The sequence below is a fragment of the Streptomyces oryzae genome, from assembly GCF_017676365.1.
GTDB classification, from domain to species: Bacteria; Actinomycetota; Actinomycetes; order Streptomycetales; family Streptomycetaceae; genus Streptomyces; species Streptomyces oryzae.
Genome location: NZ_JADKMA010000175.1, coordinates 1 through 16,623, shown reverse-complemented (window position 1 = coordinate 16,623; position 16,623 = coordinate 1). Strand labels below are relative to the sequence as shown.

Sequence of the window (16,623 nt, the reverse complement as noted above, 5' to 3'; positions counted from 1 at the left end):
GGGGGCGGAGTGCCGGGCGTGAGGGCGTCGGACTCATCCCCTAACGTGGCTTTTGTCGTCCACGCATCCACGTGACTGGGGAGAGGGAAGCGATGGAATCCACTGTCGTCCGGTGTGCCGAAGGGCATGTGTTCAGCACCTCGACGTTCCCGATGCAGCAGCTCGGATCCTCCCGGATCGGGCCCGGGCGGCTGTTGCGCTGTCCCCGGTGCGGGCGGCTGCGGCAGGCGGTGCCTGTGGGGCGGCAGCGGAAGGGCTGAGGGGCGGACAGATTTGGGAGGGGGCGCCGTTGCGCGCCCCCTCACCGTTGCGGGGCCGGTCCGATTGGGCCGGCCCCGCTTCGTGCGCGTAGTCTCGCCCCGTGCTTCTCTCAGACAAGGACATCCGGGCCGAGATCGATGCCGGCCGGGTGCGGATCGACCCCTACGATCCGGCCATGGTGCAGCCCTCCAGTATCGACGTCCGGCTGGACCGTTTCTTCCGGGTGTTCGAGAACCACCGTTACCCGCACATCGACCCCGCCGTGGAGCAGCCCGATCTGACGCGGCTGATCGAGGCCGAGGGCGACGAGCCGTTCATCCTGCACCCCGGGGAGTTCGTGCTGGCGTCCACGTACGAGGTGATCACGCTGCCGGATGACGTGGCCTCGCGCCTGGAGGGGAAGAGCTCGCTGGGGCGGCTGGGGCTGCTGACGCATTCCACCGCGGGGTTCATCGACCCGGGCTTCTCCGGCCATGTGACGCTGGAGCTCTCGAACGTGGCGACGCTGCCCATGAAGCTGTGGCCCGGGATGAAGATCGGCCAGCTGTGCATGTTCCGGCTGACCTCTCCCGCCGAGTATCCGTACGGGTCGGCGCAGTACGGCTCCCGCTACCAGGACCAGCGCGGGCCCACCCCCTCCCGCTCGTATCTGAACTTCCATCGCACCCACGTCTGAGCCCGAGAGATTGAGAGAGCCCGCTGTGAGCGACGAGCGCGAGCGCGAGCCCGAGCCCGAGAGTGAGCGCGAGAACCTGACGTACGGCGTCTTCGGCCAGGCCATCCGGGAGCTGGCGCAGCAGGTGGCCGACGACGGGTACGAGCCGGACATCATCCTCTCGATCGCCCGTGGCGGGCTCTTCGTGGCGGGCGGGCTCGGTTACGCGCTCGACGTGAAGAACCTTCATGTGATGAATGTGGAGTTTTATACCGGTGTGGGGGAAACGCTTGCCATGCCGGTGATGTTGCCTCCCGTCCCGAACGTCGTCGACCTCAGCCGTAAGAAGGTGCTCATCGCCGACGACGTGGCCGACACCGGCAAGACGCTCAAGCTGGTGCAGGACTTCTGCGCCGAGCATGTGGCCGAGGCGCGCAGTGCAGTGGTCTACGAGAAGTCGCACTCGCTGGTGAAGTGTGACTACGTCTGGAAGCGGACGGACCAGTGGATCAATTTTCCGTGGTCCGTCGAGGGGCCCGTCGTCCGCCGTGCGGGTCAGGTTCTCGACGCCTGAGGGTGGACCTGCAGGCCCCCACAGGCATCTGTAACCGGGCTGCGAGCGGGTCCAGGGCGGTCAAGTCCCCGGTGTGCGAAGGGTTCGGGGTGCGGGACGCTGTGCCGTGACCCCCGCACGGGTGGTTCCCTTCTCCGGTACCTGCGGGTAGGTACCGCTGGTAACAACAGTTGCCGGCCGTAGGGAGATCACCTGATGGCGCGTGAGGCGCGTATGAGACCCGCGACAGCGCTCGCGGCAGCTCTGCTCATGGTGTTCGGGGGTGCGGGGGCCGGCGCCGCGGCTGCCGCGCCCCCGAGCGGGGCCGGGAAGGGGACGGAGGCCGGGCACGGGGCGGCCAGCGCCGGGAGCAGCGCGAGTACGCCGTTGCCGGCGGAGCTGGAGAAGATCCGGGCCGCGGAGGCGCGGAAGCTCTACGGCAGCCCGGACGAGCGGCCCATGGCCGACCGCAGGACCAGCGTCATCTCGCTGGGCGACAGCGAGATCTCCGGCGAGGGCGTCGGCACGTACGAGCCGGGCACCAACGGCCCTGACAACTGGTGCCACCGGTCACCCGAGGCGGCCGTACACCGTACGGGCATCGGCGCCGACGTGACGTACAACGTGGCCTGTTCCGGAGCGAGCACCGAGAACGTCCGGATCGGCGGCAGCAAGCAGTACGCCGACGAGCTGGTGCAGAGCGACAGCCTCGCGATCAAGGCGCGCAACACCAGGCTGAAGCAGATCATGCTCGTCGTCGGGGCCAACGACGATCTCCAGTTCGGGCCGGTGATCACCGACTGCGTCACCCGCTACCTCACCCTGAAGGGGCCGTGCGAGCCGAAGTACGACCCCGGCTGGCAGACCCGCGTCGACGGGCTCGCGCCGAAGGTGGAGCGCACCGTGGGCGACCTCAAGACCGTGATGCGGGACGCCGGTTACGCCGACGGCGACTACCAGCTCGTTCTGATGGCCTACCCCAGCCCCATCGGCCCCGACATCAAGGACAACCCCAAGTTCCCCGGCAAGCTCATGGGTGGCTGTGTCGGTTACACCGGTGATGCCGCCTGGGGGCGCAACGCGGCGGTGCCGAAGTTCGAGAAGGGCCTCCGCGCGGTCGCACAGCGCACCGGGGCCAGCTATCTGGACGCCTCACGCCTCTTCCACGGCCATGAGGTGTGCATGGAGAACCCCTGGGCGCGCGGGCTGTATGTGGACCTGAGCAATCCGTTCCCGCCCGACTCCAACTCGGTGCGCCAGTCCTTCCATCCGAACAAGCGCGGGCACGGCGCCTTCGCCACCTGCTTCACCGAGATGTACCAGGCCGGACAGCAGGGCGTACGCGAGGCGTCCTGTGCCGACCCCGCCGGTGCGGGGCAGCCGAAGCTGTACCGGCTCGCCTGGGACGACGTCTTCAAGCCACTGCGCAACGAGGCCACCGGCAGCTGTCTGGACGCCGACGGCGCCGCCAGCGCGGTCGGCACGGATGTACGCGGCTGGGCGTGCGGGGCGGACAAGCGGAACCAGCTGTGGTGGTACGACGCGGAAGGCAAGGCCCTCTACGCGGGGCAGACGCACGACCGGTGCGTGCAGAGCGAGGGCGGTGTCGAGGCGGGAGCCGCTCTGGAGCTCGGCAACTGCTCCGGGGCCGCCGCGCAGCAGTACGTACGGAACGGAGCCACCCTGCGGCCCGCCTCGGACGCGGGGCTGTGTGTGACGTTGCCGGACGCGCAGGCGCGGGCGAAGCTCGCCGCGTGCGACGGCTCGGCGGCACAGCGGTTCGCGAGCTGAGGGAAGCAGCTGAGGGAGACACAGGGCAGCCCGCCCCTTCCGGTTCCCCGGGAGGGGCGGGGCAGCAGCACCTACAGCGTGCCCAGCTTGATCAGGAACAACAGGGCCAGCAGCTGGATCGCCGAGGCGCCCAGCGCCTTCGGCCAGGGCAGATCGTGCGAGCGGCTCACCATCGAGGTGAACAGGAACCCGGCGAGCACCAAGGTCGCCCACCCGATGGCCTGCACAAGGGTGGCCGTCCCGCCCAGGAACAGCGCGAACACCAGCCGCGGCGCGTCCGTCAGCGACATGATCAGCATGGCGAGCCCGACCGTGGGCTGCCAGGCGCCGTCGCCGCCGAACTGGCGGGCCAGCGTATGGGTGACCGCGCCGAGGATGAGCCCGGCGATCACCACGGCGACGCCGGTGATCAGCACATACGGAACGGCCTGCGACAGCGTGGTGTTGAGGACGTCCTCGCGGGCCTTGTCGAGGCCGAAGACCGCCAGCAGCCCGTAGACGAACGTGACGATCAGCGCGGGGCCCCACATCGCGTAGTCCCGCATCTGCCAGAACGTGGCGTTGGGCCGCAGGACGACGCCGGTCAGCAGCTCCTTCCAGTGCAGCCGGGGCCCGGAAGGCGGGGCCGGGGAGTTGCCCGCGTGGTAGGTGGCGCCGCCGCCGTACCCGTAGTCGTCCTGGCCGCCCTGCGGACCGTGCCCGCCGCCCGGGCCGTAGGAACCGCCTGGGCCGTGGGGGCCGCCGTCCGGGCCATACGGGTCGTTGATGCTGAACTGCTGGGTGTGGCCGGGGTTGTTGGCCTGCGGGTCGTGCCCGTGCCAGCCCTGCGGATGGCCCGGTTGCCGCGCTCCGTAGTGCGGCGGCTGCTGGGCCTGCGGCTCGCCGAAGTACTCCGGCTCACCGGGCCCCGGGCCGCCCTGCCAGGGGCCCTGCTGCGGGTACGCCGGACCCGAGGGGTGCTGAGGGTACTGCCCATGCTGCTGCGCGCCCCGGGAGTCCCGGCCGCGTCCGCTTCTGAAACCAGCCACGCAATTGAACGTACCGCCTTCAGCGGGCCCTGCGGGCCACAGCCGGACGAGATGGCCGGACATCGCTGCTGACCTGTGACATCCCCTAGGGGAACCGGTTGCTGCGGCCCCCACCTGGGGCGGAGAGGGTCCCGCCGTGCCCTCACCGAGGAGGAGGGCTCACTCCCCCGAGAGGCGGACGGCGAAGGTGACGACGGAGCCCTGCCCGGCGGCGTCCGCGACGGTGAGCCGGTCGGTCACCAGCCTGGCCAGCCACAGCCCGCGCCCGCTGGTGGCACCGTCCAGTCCCGGCAGCAGTTCCGGGATGACGTCCTCGGTGAAGCCGGGGCCCGAGTCGGCCACCTGGCACTCCAGCTCGTCGCCGAGGTGCCGCAGTACGAGCTGGCCGCCGCCGCCCGCGTGCTCGACGGCGTTGGTCGCCACGGCGTCGACCGCGACGACGAACTCGCCCCTGCGCGGCTCGTTCAACCCCGCCGATGCGGCCCGCGCCTCGACCTCGGCGCGCAGTCTGGGCAGGTCACGCAGGGTGAAGCGGAGGCGGCACAGCAGCTCGGGGGTCAGCATCCGGCACTCTCCCGTACGGCGGGCAGGGGCCGGGCCCGTACGGCACGCAGGACGCCGGCGGCCGCGCTCGCGTCGCGGCCCGGGGGCCGGTCGTTTTCGGCCGGTCCGTCCTGGGCCGTACGACCCGGGGCCTCGCGGTCCGCCACCTGGTGCTCCTCCTCGCCCTTCCAGCCGCTCCGCCGCGTGCGTAAGCGCGGTTAGGAGGCTAGGCCCGGCACGCTGCAATGGGTATACCGCGACAGCGGTTTGGCTCGTGTGGTGCAGTAACTGATCGCATTTGACCACGACTTGCCGGAAAACGCGCAACGACCGGCCCCGTGGGTGCGGGACCGGCCGTTGCGGACCGGGGAGAAGCGCTCGGTTCAGGCCACCGAGGACGCGGGCCGGGTGGCTATTTCGCGGGCTCCGGTTCCGGATCGGGCTCCGGCTCGGGGTCCTTTTCGGCCTCGCCGTCGGCCGCCGGCGGCTCGCCGGGCGTCTTGACCGAGTCAAGCAGCAGCTGGGCCACGTCCACGACCTGGAGGTTCTCCTTGGCAGCGCCACCCGTGGCGGAGTCACTGCCGGAAGCAGCCTTCTTGCCGTTGACCGAGTCGGTCAGCATGACGAGGCAGAACGGGCAGGCCGTCGAGATGATGTCCGGATTCAGGGACAGCGCCTCGTCCACGCGCTCGTTGTTGATGCGCTTGCCGATCCGCTCCTCCATCCACATACGGGCGCCGCCGGCGCCGCAGCAGAAGCCGCGCTCCTTGTGCCGGTGCATCTCCTCGTTCCGCAGCCCTGGCACCCGGCCGATGATCTCGCGCGGCGGGGTGTAGACCTTGTTGTGGCGGCCCAGGTAGCACGGGTCGTGGTAGGTGATCAGCCCTCCGACCGGGGTGACCGGCACCAGCTTGCCCTCGTCGATGAGGTGCTGGAGCAGCTGGGTGTGGTGGATGACCTCGTAGTGGCCGCCCAGCTGCGGGTACTCGTTGGCGAGCGTGTTGAAGCAGTGCGGGCAGGTCGCGACGATCTTCTTGGACGACTTGGGCTTCTTCGTGTCCGGGTCCTCATCGTCCTCGCCGAAGGCGGCGTTCAGCGTACTGACGTTCTCCTCGCCCAGCTGCTGGAAGAGGAACTCGTTGCCCAGACGGCGGGCCGAGTCGCCGGTGCACTTCTCGTCGCCGCCCATGATGGCGAACGTGACGCCGGCGATGTGCAGCAGCTCGGCGAACGCCTTGGTGGTCTTCTTGGCGCGGTCCTCCAGGGCGCCGGCGCAGCCGACCCAGTACAGGTACTCGACCTCGGTGAGGTCCTCGACCGTCTTGCCGACGATCGGCACCTCGAAGCCCGCCTCCCGCTGCAGCTCCTTGGTCCATTCCAGCCGCTGCTTCTTGGCCAGACCCCAGGGGTTGCCCTTCTTCTCCAGGTTCTTGAGCATCGTCCCGGCCTCGGAGGGGAACGCGCTCTCGATCATCACCTGGTAGCGGCGCATGTCGACGATGTGGTCGACGTGCTCGATGTCGACGGGGCACTGCTCGACGCAGGCGCCGCAGGTGGTGCAGGACCACAGCACGTCAGGGTCGATGACGCCGTTCTCTTCCGCCGTGCCGACCAGCGGGCGCTCGGCCTCGTCCAGCGCGGACTGCGGGACGTTCGCCAGCTGCTCCTCGGTGGCTTTCTCCTCGCCCTCCATCGACTTGCCGCCGCCTGCCAGCAGATACGGCGCCTTGGCGTACGCGTGGTCGCGCAGCGACATGATCAGCAGCTTCGGGGAGAGCGGCTTGCCGGTGTTCCAGGCGGGGCACTGCGACTGGCAGCGACCGCACTCGGTGCAGGTGGAGAAGTCGAGGATGCCCTTCCAGGAGAAGTCCTCGACCTGGGAGGCGCCGAAGCGGACCTCTTCCTCGTTGTCGTCGTCCAGCGCCGTCTCGAAGTCGATGACCTTGCCGCCGGACATCATCGGCTGGAGCTCGCCCAGGGCGGTGCCGCCGCGTGCGTCCCGCTTGAACCAGATGTTGAAGAAGGCCAGGAAGCGGTGCCAGGCCACACCCATGTTGGTGTTCAGACCGACCGTGATCATCCAGATCATGGTGGTGCCGAGCTTGATCAGCGCCCAGAAGTAGACGAGGTTCTGCAGCGTGCCGACGTCCAGCCCGTGGTACGCCGCCACCAGCGGATACGACAGGAAGTAGCCGGGCTCGTAGCTGTCCACATGGTGCAGCGCGCCCTCCAGGCCGCGCAGCATGAGGATGGCGAGGCCGATGACGAAGATGACGTACTCGACGAAGTAGCCCTGCCACATCTTCGAGCCCGCGAAGCGGGACTTGCGGCCCGCGCGGGACGGCAGGCTCAGCAGCCGGATCACCATCAGCACGGCGATGCCGACGGTGGTCGCGGTGCCGATGAAGTCGATGTACATCTCGTACGGCAGCCAGCCGCCGACGATCGGCAGCGTCCAGTCGGCCTGGAAGAGCTGGCCGTAGGCGTTGATGATCGTCGGCGGAAGGGTGAGGAAGCCGATCGCGACGAACCAGTGGGCGACGCCGACGACGCCCCACTTGTTCATCTTCGTATGCCCGAGGAACTCCTTGACCAGCGTGGCCGTTCGCTGCTTGGGGCTGTCCTTGCGGGTGCCCGCGGGGAGCGGCGCTCCCAGCTTGACGAAGCGGTAGATCTGCGCGATGGCGCGGGCGAACAGCGCAACGCCGACCGCGGTGAGCAGCAGCGTGACGACGATCGCGGCGAGTTGCATAGCGGCTCCTCGGAGCACGGAGGCGGCGTTTACTAAGCAGTAACTTATCCAGTCCGTACGAGACTACCCACTTGTCGGGGATCGCTGTACCGCGCCGCCCGGTGATTTGCGTCGCCCCTGGGGGGGCGGGCCGTCCGGTCCCGTCGCAGCCACCCATGCGCGTACTGTAATCACACACCTTGAGTCGCCCCGACTCAGTCTTCTTGACGCAATTTCCCCGGTCGTGCACTCTTGAGTCAGCTTCACTCAAGACCAAGCTGGAGGAACCCGAAATGGCTCGTGCGGTCGGCATCGACCTGGGTACGACGAACTCCGTCGTCAGTGTTCTCGAGGGCGGTGAGCCCACCGTCATCACCAACGCCGAGGGCGCCAGGACCACGCCGTCCGTCGTGGCCTTCGCGAAGAACGGCGAAGTGCTCGTCGGTGAGGTGGCCAAGCGGCAGGCGGTCACCAACGTCGACCGGACCATCCGGTCGGTCAAGCGGCACATGGGTACCGACTGGAACATCGGTATCGACGACAAGCAGTTCAACCCGCAGCAGATCAGCGCCTTCGTGCTGCAGAAGCTGAAGCGGGACGCCGAGTCGTACCTGGGCGAGAAGGTGGCCGACGCGGTCATCACCGTGCCGGCGTACTTCAACGACGCCGAGCGGCAGGCCACCAAGGAGGCCGGCGAGATCGCGGGCCTGAACGTGCTGCGGATCGTCAACGAGCCGACCGCCGCAGCCCTCGCCTACGGGCTGGAGAAGGAGGACCAGACGATCCTGGTCTTCGACCTCGGTGGCGGTACGTTCGACGTCTCGCTGCTGGAGATCGGCGACGGTGTCGTCGAGGTCAAGGCGACCAACGGCGACAACCACCTCGGTGGTGACGACTGGGACCAGCGGATCGTCGACTACCTGGTCAAGCAGTTCCAGTCCGGCCACGGTGTGGACCTGGGCAAGGACAAGATGGCTCTCCAGCGCCTCCGCGAGGCCGCGGAGAAGGCGAAGATCGAGCTGTCCTCGTCCACCGAGACGACGATCAACCTGCCCTACATCACCGCGTCCGCCGAGGGCCCGCTGCACCTGGACGAGAAGCTGACCCGCGCGCAGTTCCAGCAGCTGACCCAGGACCTGCTGGAGCGCTGCAAGACGCCGTTCCACAACGTGATCAAGGACGCGGGCATCCAGCTCGGCGAGATCGACCACGTGGTGCTCGTCGGTGGCTCCACCCGTATGCCCGCCGTCGCGGAGCTCGTCAAGGAGCTGACCGGCGGCAAGGAGGCCAACAAGGGTGTGAACCCGGACGAGGTCGTCGCCATCGGCGCGTCGCTGCAGGCGGGTGTGCTCAAGGGTGAGGTCAAGGACGTCCTGCTGCTGGATGTGACGCCGCTGTCGCTCGGTATCGAGACCAAGGGCGGCATCATGACCAAGCTGATCGAGCGCAACACGACGATTCCGACCAAGCGTTCGGAGACGTTCACCACTGCCGAGGACAACCAGCCCTCGGTGCAGATCCAGGTCTTCCAGGGTGAGCGGGAGATCGCGGCGTACAACAAGAAGCTGGGCATGTTCGAGCTGACGGGTCTGCCGCCGGCTCCGCGGAATGTGCCGCAGATCGAGGTCACCTTCGACATCGACGCGAACGGGATCATGCACGTCTCGGCGAAGGACCTGGGGACGGGCAAGGAACAGAAGATGCAGGTCACCGGCGGCTCCAGCCTCCCCAAGGAGGACATCGAGCGCATGATGCGCGAGGCGGAGCAGTACGCCGAGGAGGACCACAAGCGCCGCGAGGCCGCCGAGACGCGCAACCAGGCCGAGCAGCTGGTCTACACGACCGAGAAGTTCCTCAAGGACAACGAGGAGAAGGTCCCCGCCGACACCAAGTCGGAGGTCGAGTCCGCGCTTGAGGACCTGAAGGAGAAGCTCAAGGGCGAGGACACGGCGGCGATCCGCGAGGCGTCCGAGAAGGTCGCGGCCACCAGCCAGAAGCTGGGCCAGGCCCTCTACGCCGAGGCCCAGCAGGCGCAGGCCGGCGGTGCCGAGGGCGGTGCCGGCGCGGCGGACGCGGGTGCGGGCAAGCCCGAGGGCGGCTCCGCCGGTGACGAGGACGTCGTGGACGCCGAGATCGTCGACGAGGACCAGAAGCCGAAGGATGGTGCGGCGTGACGGAGGAGACCGCGGGCTTCCAGGAGCCCGACGTTCCCGCCGACGCCGGTGAGCTGACCGATGCCGACCGTGCCGCCGCCGAGCAGGAGGCGGCCGGTGGGGCGCCACAGTCCGGCGAGGCGCAGGGCACCGAGGCCGAAGTGAGCGCGCAGGAGGCGGAGGCGGCAGCCCTGGAGGGCGAGGCCGCGGCCGGCCCGGCCGGCGAGCTGGAGGCCACCCGCAAGGCGCTCAACGAGCGCACCCAGGATCTGCAGCGGCTCCAGGCGGAGTTCCAGAACTACCGCCGCAGAGTCGAGCGGGACCGCGCGGCGGTCAAGGAGATCGCCGTCGCGAACCTGCTGACGGAGCTGCTGCCGGTGCTGGACGACATCGGCAGGGCGCGGGACCACGGCGAGCTGGTGGGCGGCTTCAAGTCGGTCGCCGAATCGCTGGAGATGGTCGCGGCCAAGATGGGCCTGATGCAGTTCGGCAAGGAGGGCGAGCCCTTCGACCCGACGGTCCACGAGGCGCTGATGCACTCCTACTCTCCGGATGTCACGGAGACGACGTGCGTGCAGATCCTCCAGCCCGGGTACCGAATCGGCGAGCGGACCATCCGTCCCGCACGGGTCGGGGTCGCCGAGCCGCAGCCCGGTGCCGCAGGCGGTGCGGGCGGCAAGGGTGAGGCCGGGGCCGAGGCGCCGGCGGCTGAAGAGGAGAACGGTGGCCCGGACGAGGGCTGACCGCGTACGGGAGGAGGGACGTCGAGGATGAGTACCAAGGACTTCATCGAGAAGGACTACTACAAGGTCCTCGGCGTCCCCAAGGACGCCACCGAAGCCGAGATCAAGAAGGCGTACCGCAAGCTGGCCCGGGAGAACCACCCCGACGCCAACGCCGGTGACCCCAAGGCCGAGGAGCGCTTCAAGGACGCCTCCGAGGCGTACGACGTGCTCGGCGACCCCAAGCGGCGCAAGGAGTACGACGAGGCGCGCACCCTCTTCGGCAACGGAGGCTTCAGGCCGGGCGGCGGTCCGGGCGGGCCCGGCGGTGCCGGAACGTTCAACTTCGACCTGAGCGACCTGTTCGGCGGCGGCCAGGGCGGCGGCGGTGCCGGGTCACCCGGCGGGTTCGGCGGCGGGCTCGGCGATGTCTTCGGCGGGCTGTTCAACCGCGGCGGCGCCGGGACCCGCACCCAGCCCAGGCGCGGCCAGGACATCGAGTCCGAGGTGACGCTCAGCTTCACCGAGGCGGTGGACGGGGCCACGGTCCCGCTGCGGATGTCCTCCAGCGCCGCGTGCAAGGACTGCGCAGGGACGGGGGACAAGAACGGCACCCCGCGGGTGTGCCCCACCTGTGTGGGCACCGGGCAGGTCTCGCGCGGCACGGGCGGCGGTTTCTCGCTGACCGACCCGTGCGTGGACTGCAAGGGGCGCGGCCTGATCGCCCAGGACCCGTGCGACACCTGCAAGGGGTCTGGGCGGGCGACCAGTTCGCGCACGATGCAGGTGCGGATCCCGGCGGGTGTCACCGACGGGCAGCGCATCCGGCTGCGCGGCAAGGGAGCGCCGGGCGAGCGGGGCGGGCCCAACGGTGATCTGTATGTCGTCGTGCACGTCGACAAGCACCCGGTCTTCGGGCGCAAGGGCGACAACCTGACGGTCACCGTGCCGGTCACCTTCCCGGAAGCCGCGCTCGGTGGCGAGGTGAAGGTCCCCACGCTCGGCGGGCCGCCGGTCACCCTCAAGGTCCCGCCGGGTACGCCGTCCGGGCGCACCATGCGGGCGCGGGGCAAGGGCGCGGTCCGCAAGGACGGAACGCGTGGCGACCTACTGGTGACAGTAGAGGTCGCCGTGCCCAAGAATCTGGACGACAAGGCGAAGGACTCGCTGGAGTCCTACCGGGACGCGACAGCGGGAGAGGATCCGCGGGCCGCGTTGTTCAAGGCTGCGAAGGGAGACTGAGGTGGACGGCCGGGACGGACGCAGACGAGCGTTTGCGGCTGGGCGCTCTGCGGCGTACGAGCTGACGGACGAATCTCCGGTCTACGTCATCTCGGTCGCCGCCCAGTTGTCGGGGCTGCATCCGCAGACCCTGCGTCAGTACGACCGGCTCGGGCTGGTCTCGCCCGACCGCACGCCCGGGCGGGGCCGCCGCTATTCGGCGCGGGACATCGAGCAGCTGCGCGAGGTGCAGCGGCTCAGCCAGGACGAGGGAATCAACCTCGCGGGCATCAAGCGGATCATCGAACTGGAGAACCAGGTCGCTGCGTTGCAGCAGCGGGTTGCGGAGTTGTCCGCGGCGGTCGAGGGTGCGGCGGCGGCCATGCAGCAGCGGGAGGCGCAGGTGCATGCCTCGTATCGGCGCGATCTGGTGCCGTACGAGGATGTGCGCTCCTCCAGCGCCCTGGTCGTCTGGCGCCCCAAACCGAGGGAGTAACCCTCGGGACCCCCTCGGTTGTGGGGCACGCCGCCCACAGCCGAGGGGGGTGAGGGCCTTACTTCTTGAAGCCGTACGACAGGAGCCTGGTGGCGTCCTTCGTGCGGTTCGCCGAAGAGGAGGAGGCCAGGACGGTGCCGATCACCGTTTTGCCGCCGCGCTTGGCGGCGAAGACGAGGCAGTACTTGGCCTCGGGCCCGGAGCCGGTCTTGACGCCGAGGGCGCCCGAGTAGGTGCCCAGCAGCGGATTGGTGTTCGCCCAGGACATGTAGCGGTAGCCGCCGCTCTTGGTGACCGTCTTCTGCTTGGTCGACCGGGTCCGCACGATCGACCGGAACGTCGAGTAGCTCATCGCGTTGCGGGCGAGCTTCGTCAGATCGCGCGGAGTGGAGTAGTTGCTGCCCTTGCCGATGCCGTCGAACGAGTCGAAGTGGGTGTTCTTCAGGCCGAGGCTGCGGGCGGTGGAGTTCATCTGCCCGATGAAGGACTTCACCCGCGCCTTGCGGGTGCTGCCCTTGCCGAAGGTGTCGGCGAGCGCGTACGCGGCGTCGCAGCCGGAGGGCAGCATCATTCCGTAGAGCAGCTGGCGGACGGTGACCTTGTCGCCGACGATCAGCCGCGCCGAGGACGCGGTGTTGCGGACGATGTAGTCGCTGTACGCCTTACGGATGGTGACCTTGCGGTTCAGATTGAGGTTCTTCTGGGCCAGCACCACCCGGGCAGTCATGATCTTGGTGGTCGAGCCGGTGGAACGCCGGGTGTCGGCGGCCTTGGTGTAGAGGCTCTTCCCTGTGCCGCTGTTCATCACGTAACCGCCTCGGGCGGTGATGGACGGCTTCTTCGCCGCGACGGCGTCGGGGGAGGCCATGGCGGCCGGGGCGGCCAGCGCACCCGTCGTCAGCACGGCTCCGGTCGTGAGCATCACCGTGGCGACACGGTGGGTGCCAGCAATGCCAGTCTTCACTTCTGTCAGCTCCAAATGCCGCTTCGGTGCGGCTCGTTGGGCGGGTACCCGGGTCGGAAACGGCCGGGAACTAAGAAGGATCGTAGACGTTTTTACCTTGAGCGGAATAGACTCAACTTGTTGCATGCTGTAGGTAGCAAGCGCTTGGGACGCGCCTACGGACAGCACTGGGAGGAGCGCAGGAGAAGTGGACGCGGAGCTGACCAACAAGAGCCGGGACGCGATCAGCGCGGCCAACGACCGCGCGGTGACCGACGGCCACCCCGACATCACCCCGGCCCATCTGCTCCTCGCCCTGCTCACGGGCGAGGACAACGAGAACATCCAGGACCTGATCGCGGCCGTCGAGGCCGACCAGGCGGCACTGCGCTCGGGCGCCGAGCGGCTGCTCGCGGCGCTCCCCACCGTGCAGGGCCAGACCGTCAGCCGGCCGCAGGCCGACCGCGAGCTGCTCGCCGTCATCGCGGACGCGGCGCAGCGCGCCAAGGACCTCGGCGACAGCTTCGTCTCCACCGAGCACCTGCTGATCGCGCTGGCCGCCAAGGGCGGGCCCACCGGCGAGCTGCTCAAGCAGCAGGGCGCCGACGACAAGAGGCTGCTGGACGCCTTCAGCGCACAGCGCGGCAGCAGGCGGATCACCAACCCGGACCCGGAGGGCACCTACAAGGCGCTGGAGAAGTTCGGCACCGACCTGACCGCCGCGGCCCGCGAGGGCAAGCTGGACCCGGTCATCGGCCGGGACCAGGAGATCCGCCGCGTGGTGCAGGTGCTCTCCCGCCGTACGAAGAACAACCCCGTCCTCATCGGCGAGCCCGGCGTCGGCAAGACCGCGGTCGTCGAGGGGCTGGCCCAGCGCGTGGTGAAGGGCGACGTGCCCGAGTCGCTGCGCAACAAGCGGCTGGTCGCCCTCGACCTGGGCGCCATGGTGGCGGGCGCCAAGTACCGCGGCGAGTTCGAGGAGCGGCTCAAGACCGTGCTCTCTGAGATCAAGGAGAGCGACGGCCAGATCATCACCTTCATCGACGAGCTGCACACCGTCGTCGGCGCCGGCGCGGGCGGCGACTCGGCCATGGACGCCGGCAACATGCTCAAGCCGATGCTGGCCCGCGGTGAGCTGCGGATGGTCGGCGCCACCACGCTGGACGAGTACAGAGAGCGGATCGAGAAGGACGCCGCGCTGGAGCGCCGCTTCCAGCAGGTGCTGGTCGCCGAGCCCACCGTGGAGGACTCCATCGCGATCCTGCGCGGGCTCAAGGGGCGCTACGAGGCGCACCACAAGGTGCAGATCTCCGACAGCGCGCTGGTGGCCGCCTCCGCGCTCTCGGACCGCTACATCACCTCCCGTTTCCTGCCGGACAAGGCCATCGACCTGGTGGACGAGGCGGCCTCCCGGCTCCGGATGGAGATCGACTCCTCACCTGTGGAGATCGATGAGCTCCAGCGCTCCGTCGACCGGCTCAAGATGGAGGAGCTGGCCCTGGAGAAGGAGACCGACCCCGCCTCCGTCGAGCGGCTGGAGCGGCTGCGCCGCGAGCTGGCCGACAAGGAGGAGGAGCTGCGCGGGCTGACCGCGCGCTGGGAGAAGGAGAAGCAGGGCCTCAACCGCGTCGGTGAGCTGAAGGAGACGCTGGACGAGCTGCGCGGGCAGGCCGAGCGCGCCCAGCGGGACGGCGACTTCGACACCGCCTCCAAGCTGCTCTACGGCGAGATCCCGGCCGTCGAACGCGAGCTGGCCGCGGCCACCGAGGAGGAGGAAGAGGCCAAGAAGGAGGCCGCCGCAGGGCAGGCGGACAAGGGCGCCAAGATGGTCAAGGAGGAGGTCGGCTCGGACGACATCGCCGACGTCGTCGCCTCCTGGACCGGCATCCCGGCGGGCCGGCTGCTGGAGGGCGAGACGCAGAAGCTGCTGCGGATGGAGGAGGAGATCGGCAGGCGGCTGATCGGCCAGACGGAGGCCGTGCGTGCCGTATCCGACGCCGTACGCCGCAGCCGGGCCGGTATCGCCGACCCCAACCGCCCCACCGGCTCCTTCATGTTCCTGGGCCCCACCGGTGTCGGTAAGACCGAGCTGGCCAAGGCGCTGGCCGACTTCCTCTTCGACGACGAGCGGGCGATGGTCCGTATCGACATGAGCGAGTACGGCGAGAAGCACAGCGTCGCCCGGCTGGTGGGAGCCCCGCCCGGCTACGTCGGCTACGAGGAGGGCGGCCAGCTCACCGAGGCCGTGCGGCGGCGCCCGTACAGCGTCGTACTGCTGGACGAGGTGGAGAAGGCCCACCACGAGGTCTTCGACGTGCTGCTCCAGGTGCTGGACGACGGCCGGCTCACCGACGGCCAGGGCCGCACGGTGGACTTCCGCAACACCATCCTCATCCTCACCTCCAACATGGGCAGCCAGTTCCTGATGGACCCCCTGGAGAAGCAGGAGGAGAAGCGCGAGCAGGTCCTCGCGGCGGTCCGCGCCGCCTTCCGGCCCGAGTTCCTCAACCGGCTGGACGACCTGGTCGTCTTCTCCGCGCTGGCCGGGGACGAGCTGCGGCGGATCGCCCGGCTCCAGGTCGACGCGCTGCAGCGGCGGCTCTCCGAGCGGCGGCTGACACTTGATGTCACCCCCGCCGCGCTGGACTGGCTCGCCGTCGAGGGCAACGACCCGGCCTACGGGGCCCGGCCCCTGCGGCGCCTCGTCCAGACCGCCATCGGCGACCAGCTCGCGCGGGAGATCCTGGCCGGTGAGGTGCGGGACGGCGACACCGTGCGGGTCGACCATGTCGATGGCTGGGACGGGCTGATGGTGGGCGCCGCGGCGGCCGGCTGAGCGGCGGCTCCGCATCGCTGCGCGGGCCGATCACGGGGTGCGGGCGCGCGCCGGTCGGGCAGGGTTGTCATTGCGGGGGGCGGGTGCGGGAGGATGGAAGGAGCCGTATGAAGGGAACACCCACGTGAGCATCGACCCGTCCTCGATCCCGAACTTCGGGGGCCAGCCCGAGGAGCCGGAGGAGTCCGGTCCCACTGGACCGATCATCCCCGACCAGGACCTCGTCAAGCAGCTCCTGGACCAGATGGAGCTGAAGTACGTCGTCGACGACGAGGGAGACCTCGCGGCGCCGTGGGAGGAGTTCCGCACCTACTTCATGTTCCGCGGGGAGGCGGAGCAGCAGGTCTTCTCGGTCCGTACGTTCTACGACCGCCCGCACACCATCGAGGACAAGCCCAAGCTCCTCGAGGCGATCGACGACTGGAACCGTCGCACCCTGTGGCCGAAGGTCTACAGCCACACCCACGACGACGGCAGCGTCCGCCTCATCGGCGAGGCGCAGATGCTGGTCGGCACGGGTGTCTCGCTGGAGCACTTCGTCTCGTCCACGGTCAGCTGGGTGCGTGCGTCCATCGAGTTCGACAAGTGGCTGGTGGAGCAGTTCGGCCTGGAGAAGGACATCGACTCCTCCGAGGGGGACGGCGACGACGCCTGACTCCGGAACCACCCGAGGGGCCGGCCGCGCATTCC

The 16,623-nt window shown here is 69.3% G+C and carries 14 protein-coding genes; 9 read left to right on the top strand and 5 right to left on the bottom strand.

Annotation, left to right across the window (positions count from 1 at the left end):
- The first annotated feature begins 361 nt into the window (after positions 1-361).
- The 3 genes from dcd (at position 362) to ITI46_RS26840 (ending at position 3,260) form a co-directional block, all read left to right on the top strand.
- Complete coding sequence (dcd, locus tag ITI46_RS26850) at positions 362-937, top strand: dCTP deaminase (RefSeq protein ID WP_209242485.1); 576 nt, start codon at positions 362-364, stop codon at positions 935-937.
- A 25-nt stretch (positions 938-962) separates the two neighbouring features.
- Positions 963-1,490 (top strand): phosphoribosyltransferase, encoded by a 528-nt coding sequence (locus tag ITI46_RS26845; RefSeq protein WP_209242484.1) that lies wholly within the window; start codon positions 963-965, stop codon positions 1,488-1,490.
- A gap of 195 nt (positions 1,491-1,685) precedes the next feature.
- Positions 1,686-3,260, top strand: a complete 1,575-nt coding sequence (locus tag ITI46_RS26840) for a ricin-type beta-trefoil lectin domain protein (RefSeq protein WP_247746642.1) — start codon at positions 1,686-1,688, stop codon at positions 3,258-3,260.
- Positions 3,261-3,331: 71 nt separating this feature from the next.
- Here the strand turns inward: ITI46_RS26840 and ITI46_RS26835 are convergent, their stop codons facing one another.
- The 4 genes from ITI46_RS26835 to ITI46_RS26820 all read right to left on the bottom strand — a co-directional run bounded on the left by ITI46_RS26835 (position 3,332) and on the right by ITI46_RS26820 (position 7,583).
- Positions 3,332-4,288: a Yip1 family protein gene (locus ITI46_RS26835; protein WP_307808337.1), complete on the bottom strand. Its 957-nt coding sequence runs from the start codon at positions 4,286-4,288 to the stop codon at positions 3,332-3,334.
- A gap of 159 nt (positions 4,289-4,447) precedes the next feature.
- A complete protein-coding gene (locus tag ITI46_RS26830) occupies positions 4,448-4,852 on the bottom strand; it encodes an ATP-binding protein (RefSeq protein WP_209242482.1) in 405 nt (134 codons plus the stop codon).
- A complete protein-coding gene (locus ITI46_RS26825) occupies positions 4,846-4,998 on the bottom strand; it encodes a hypothetical protein (RefSeq protein WP_209242481.1) in 153 nt (50 codons plus the stop codon). Before ITI46_RS26825 ends, ITI46_RS26830 begins: the two co-directional genes overlap by 7 nt.
- 245 nt (positions 4,999-5,243) lie before the next feature.
- Positions 5,244-7,583, bottom strand: coding sequence for a (Fe-S)-binding protein (locus ITI46_RS26820; protein WP_209242480.1), 2,340 nt, complete (start codon positions 7,581-7,583; stop codon positions 5,244-5,246).
- Between the two features lie 272 nt (positions 7,584-7,855).
- Between ITI46_RS26820 and dnaK the strand changes: the two genes are divergently transcribed.
- Genes dnaK through ITI46_RS26800 form a run of 4 tightly spaced genes read left to right on the top strand, consistent with a single transcriptional unit; the run spans position 7,856 to position 12,154 of the window.
- A complete protein-coding gene (gene dnaK / locus ITI46_RS26815; protein WP_209242479.1) occupies positions 7,856-9,736 on the top strand; it encodes a molecular chaperone DnaK in 1,881 nt (626 codons plus the stop codon).
- A complete protein-coding gene (grpE, locus tag ITI46_RS26810) occupies positions 9,733-10,458 on the top strand; it encodes a nucleotide exchange factor GrpE (RefSeq protein WP_209242478.1) in 726 nt (241 codons plus the stop codon). Before dnaK ends, grpE begins: the two co-directional genes overlap by 4 nt.
- A gap of 27 nt (positions 10,459-10,485) precedes the next feature.
- The gene (gene dnaJ, locus ITI46_RS26805; RefSeq protein WP_209242477.1) at positions 10,486-11,679 is read left to right on the top strand and encodes a molecular chaperone DnaJ; all 1,194 of its coding nucleotides are present in this window, start codon (positions 10,486-10,488) and stop codon (positions 11,677-11,679) included.
- Position 11,680: 1 nt separating this feature from the next.
- Complete coding sequence (locus ITI46_RS26800; protein ID WP_307808336.1) at positions 11,681-12,154, top strand: heat shock protein transcriptional repressor HspR; 474 nt, start codon at positions 11,681-11,683, stop codon at positions 12,152-12,154.
- A 58-nt stretch (positions 12,155-12,212) separates the two neighbouring features.
- On the opposite strand, the gene ITI46_RS26795 is transcribed toward ITI46_RS26800, so the two are convergent.
- Positions 12,213-13,118 (bottom strand): D-alanyl-D-alanine carboxypeptidase family protein, encoded by a 906-nt coding sequence (locus ITI46_RS26795; RefSeq protein WP_209242476.1) that lies wholly within the window; start codon positions 13,116-13,118, stop codon positions 12,213-12,215.
- 187 nt (positions 13,119-13,305) lie between these two features.
- On the opposite strand from ITI46_RS26795, the gene clpB reads away from it, so the two are divergent.
- Together clpB and ITI46_RS26785 are read left to right on the top strand one after the other, a co-directional pair.
- Complete coding sequence (gene clpB / locus ITI46_RS26790) at positions 13,306-15,933, top strand: ATP-dependent chaperone ClpB (protein ID WP_209242475.1); 2,628 nt, start codon at positions 13,306-13,308, stop codon at positions 15,931-15,933.
- 124 nt (positions 15,934-16,057) lie between these two features.
- Positions 16,058-16,588, top strand: a complete 531-nt coding sequence (locus ITI46_RS26785; protein ID WP_209242474.1) for a YbjN domain-containing protein — start codon at positions 16,058-16,060, stop codon at positions 16,586-16,588.
- Positions 16,589-16,623 lie beyond the last annotated feature (35 nt).

Excerpts from the sequence above, each read along its gene's own strand:
- ITI46_RS26830 (WP_209242482.1), bottom strand. The coding sequence starts at position 4,852 with ATGCTGACCCCCGAGCTGCTGTGCCGCCTCCGCTTCACCCTGCGTGAC.
- dnaK (WP_209242479.1), top strand. The coding sequence starts at position 7,856 with ATGGCTCGTGCGGTCGGCATCGACCTGGGTACGACGAACTCCGTCGTC.
- ITI46_RS26840 (WP_247746642.1), top strand. The coding sequence starts at position 1,686 with ATGGCGCGTGAGGCGCGTATGAGACCCGCGACAGCGCTCGCGGCAGCT.
- dnaJ (WP_209242477.1), top strand. The coding sequence starts at position 10,486 with ATGAGTACCAAGGACTTCATCGAGAAGGACTACTACAAGGTCCTCGGC.
- ITI46_RS26820 (WP_209242480.1), bottom strand. The coding sequence starts at position 7,583 with ATGCAACTCGCCGCGATCGTCGTCACGCTGCTGCTCACCGCGGTCGGC.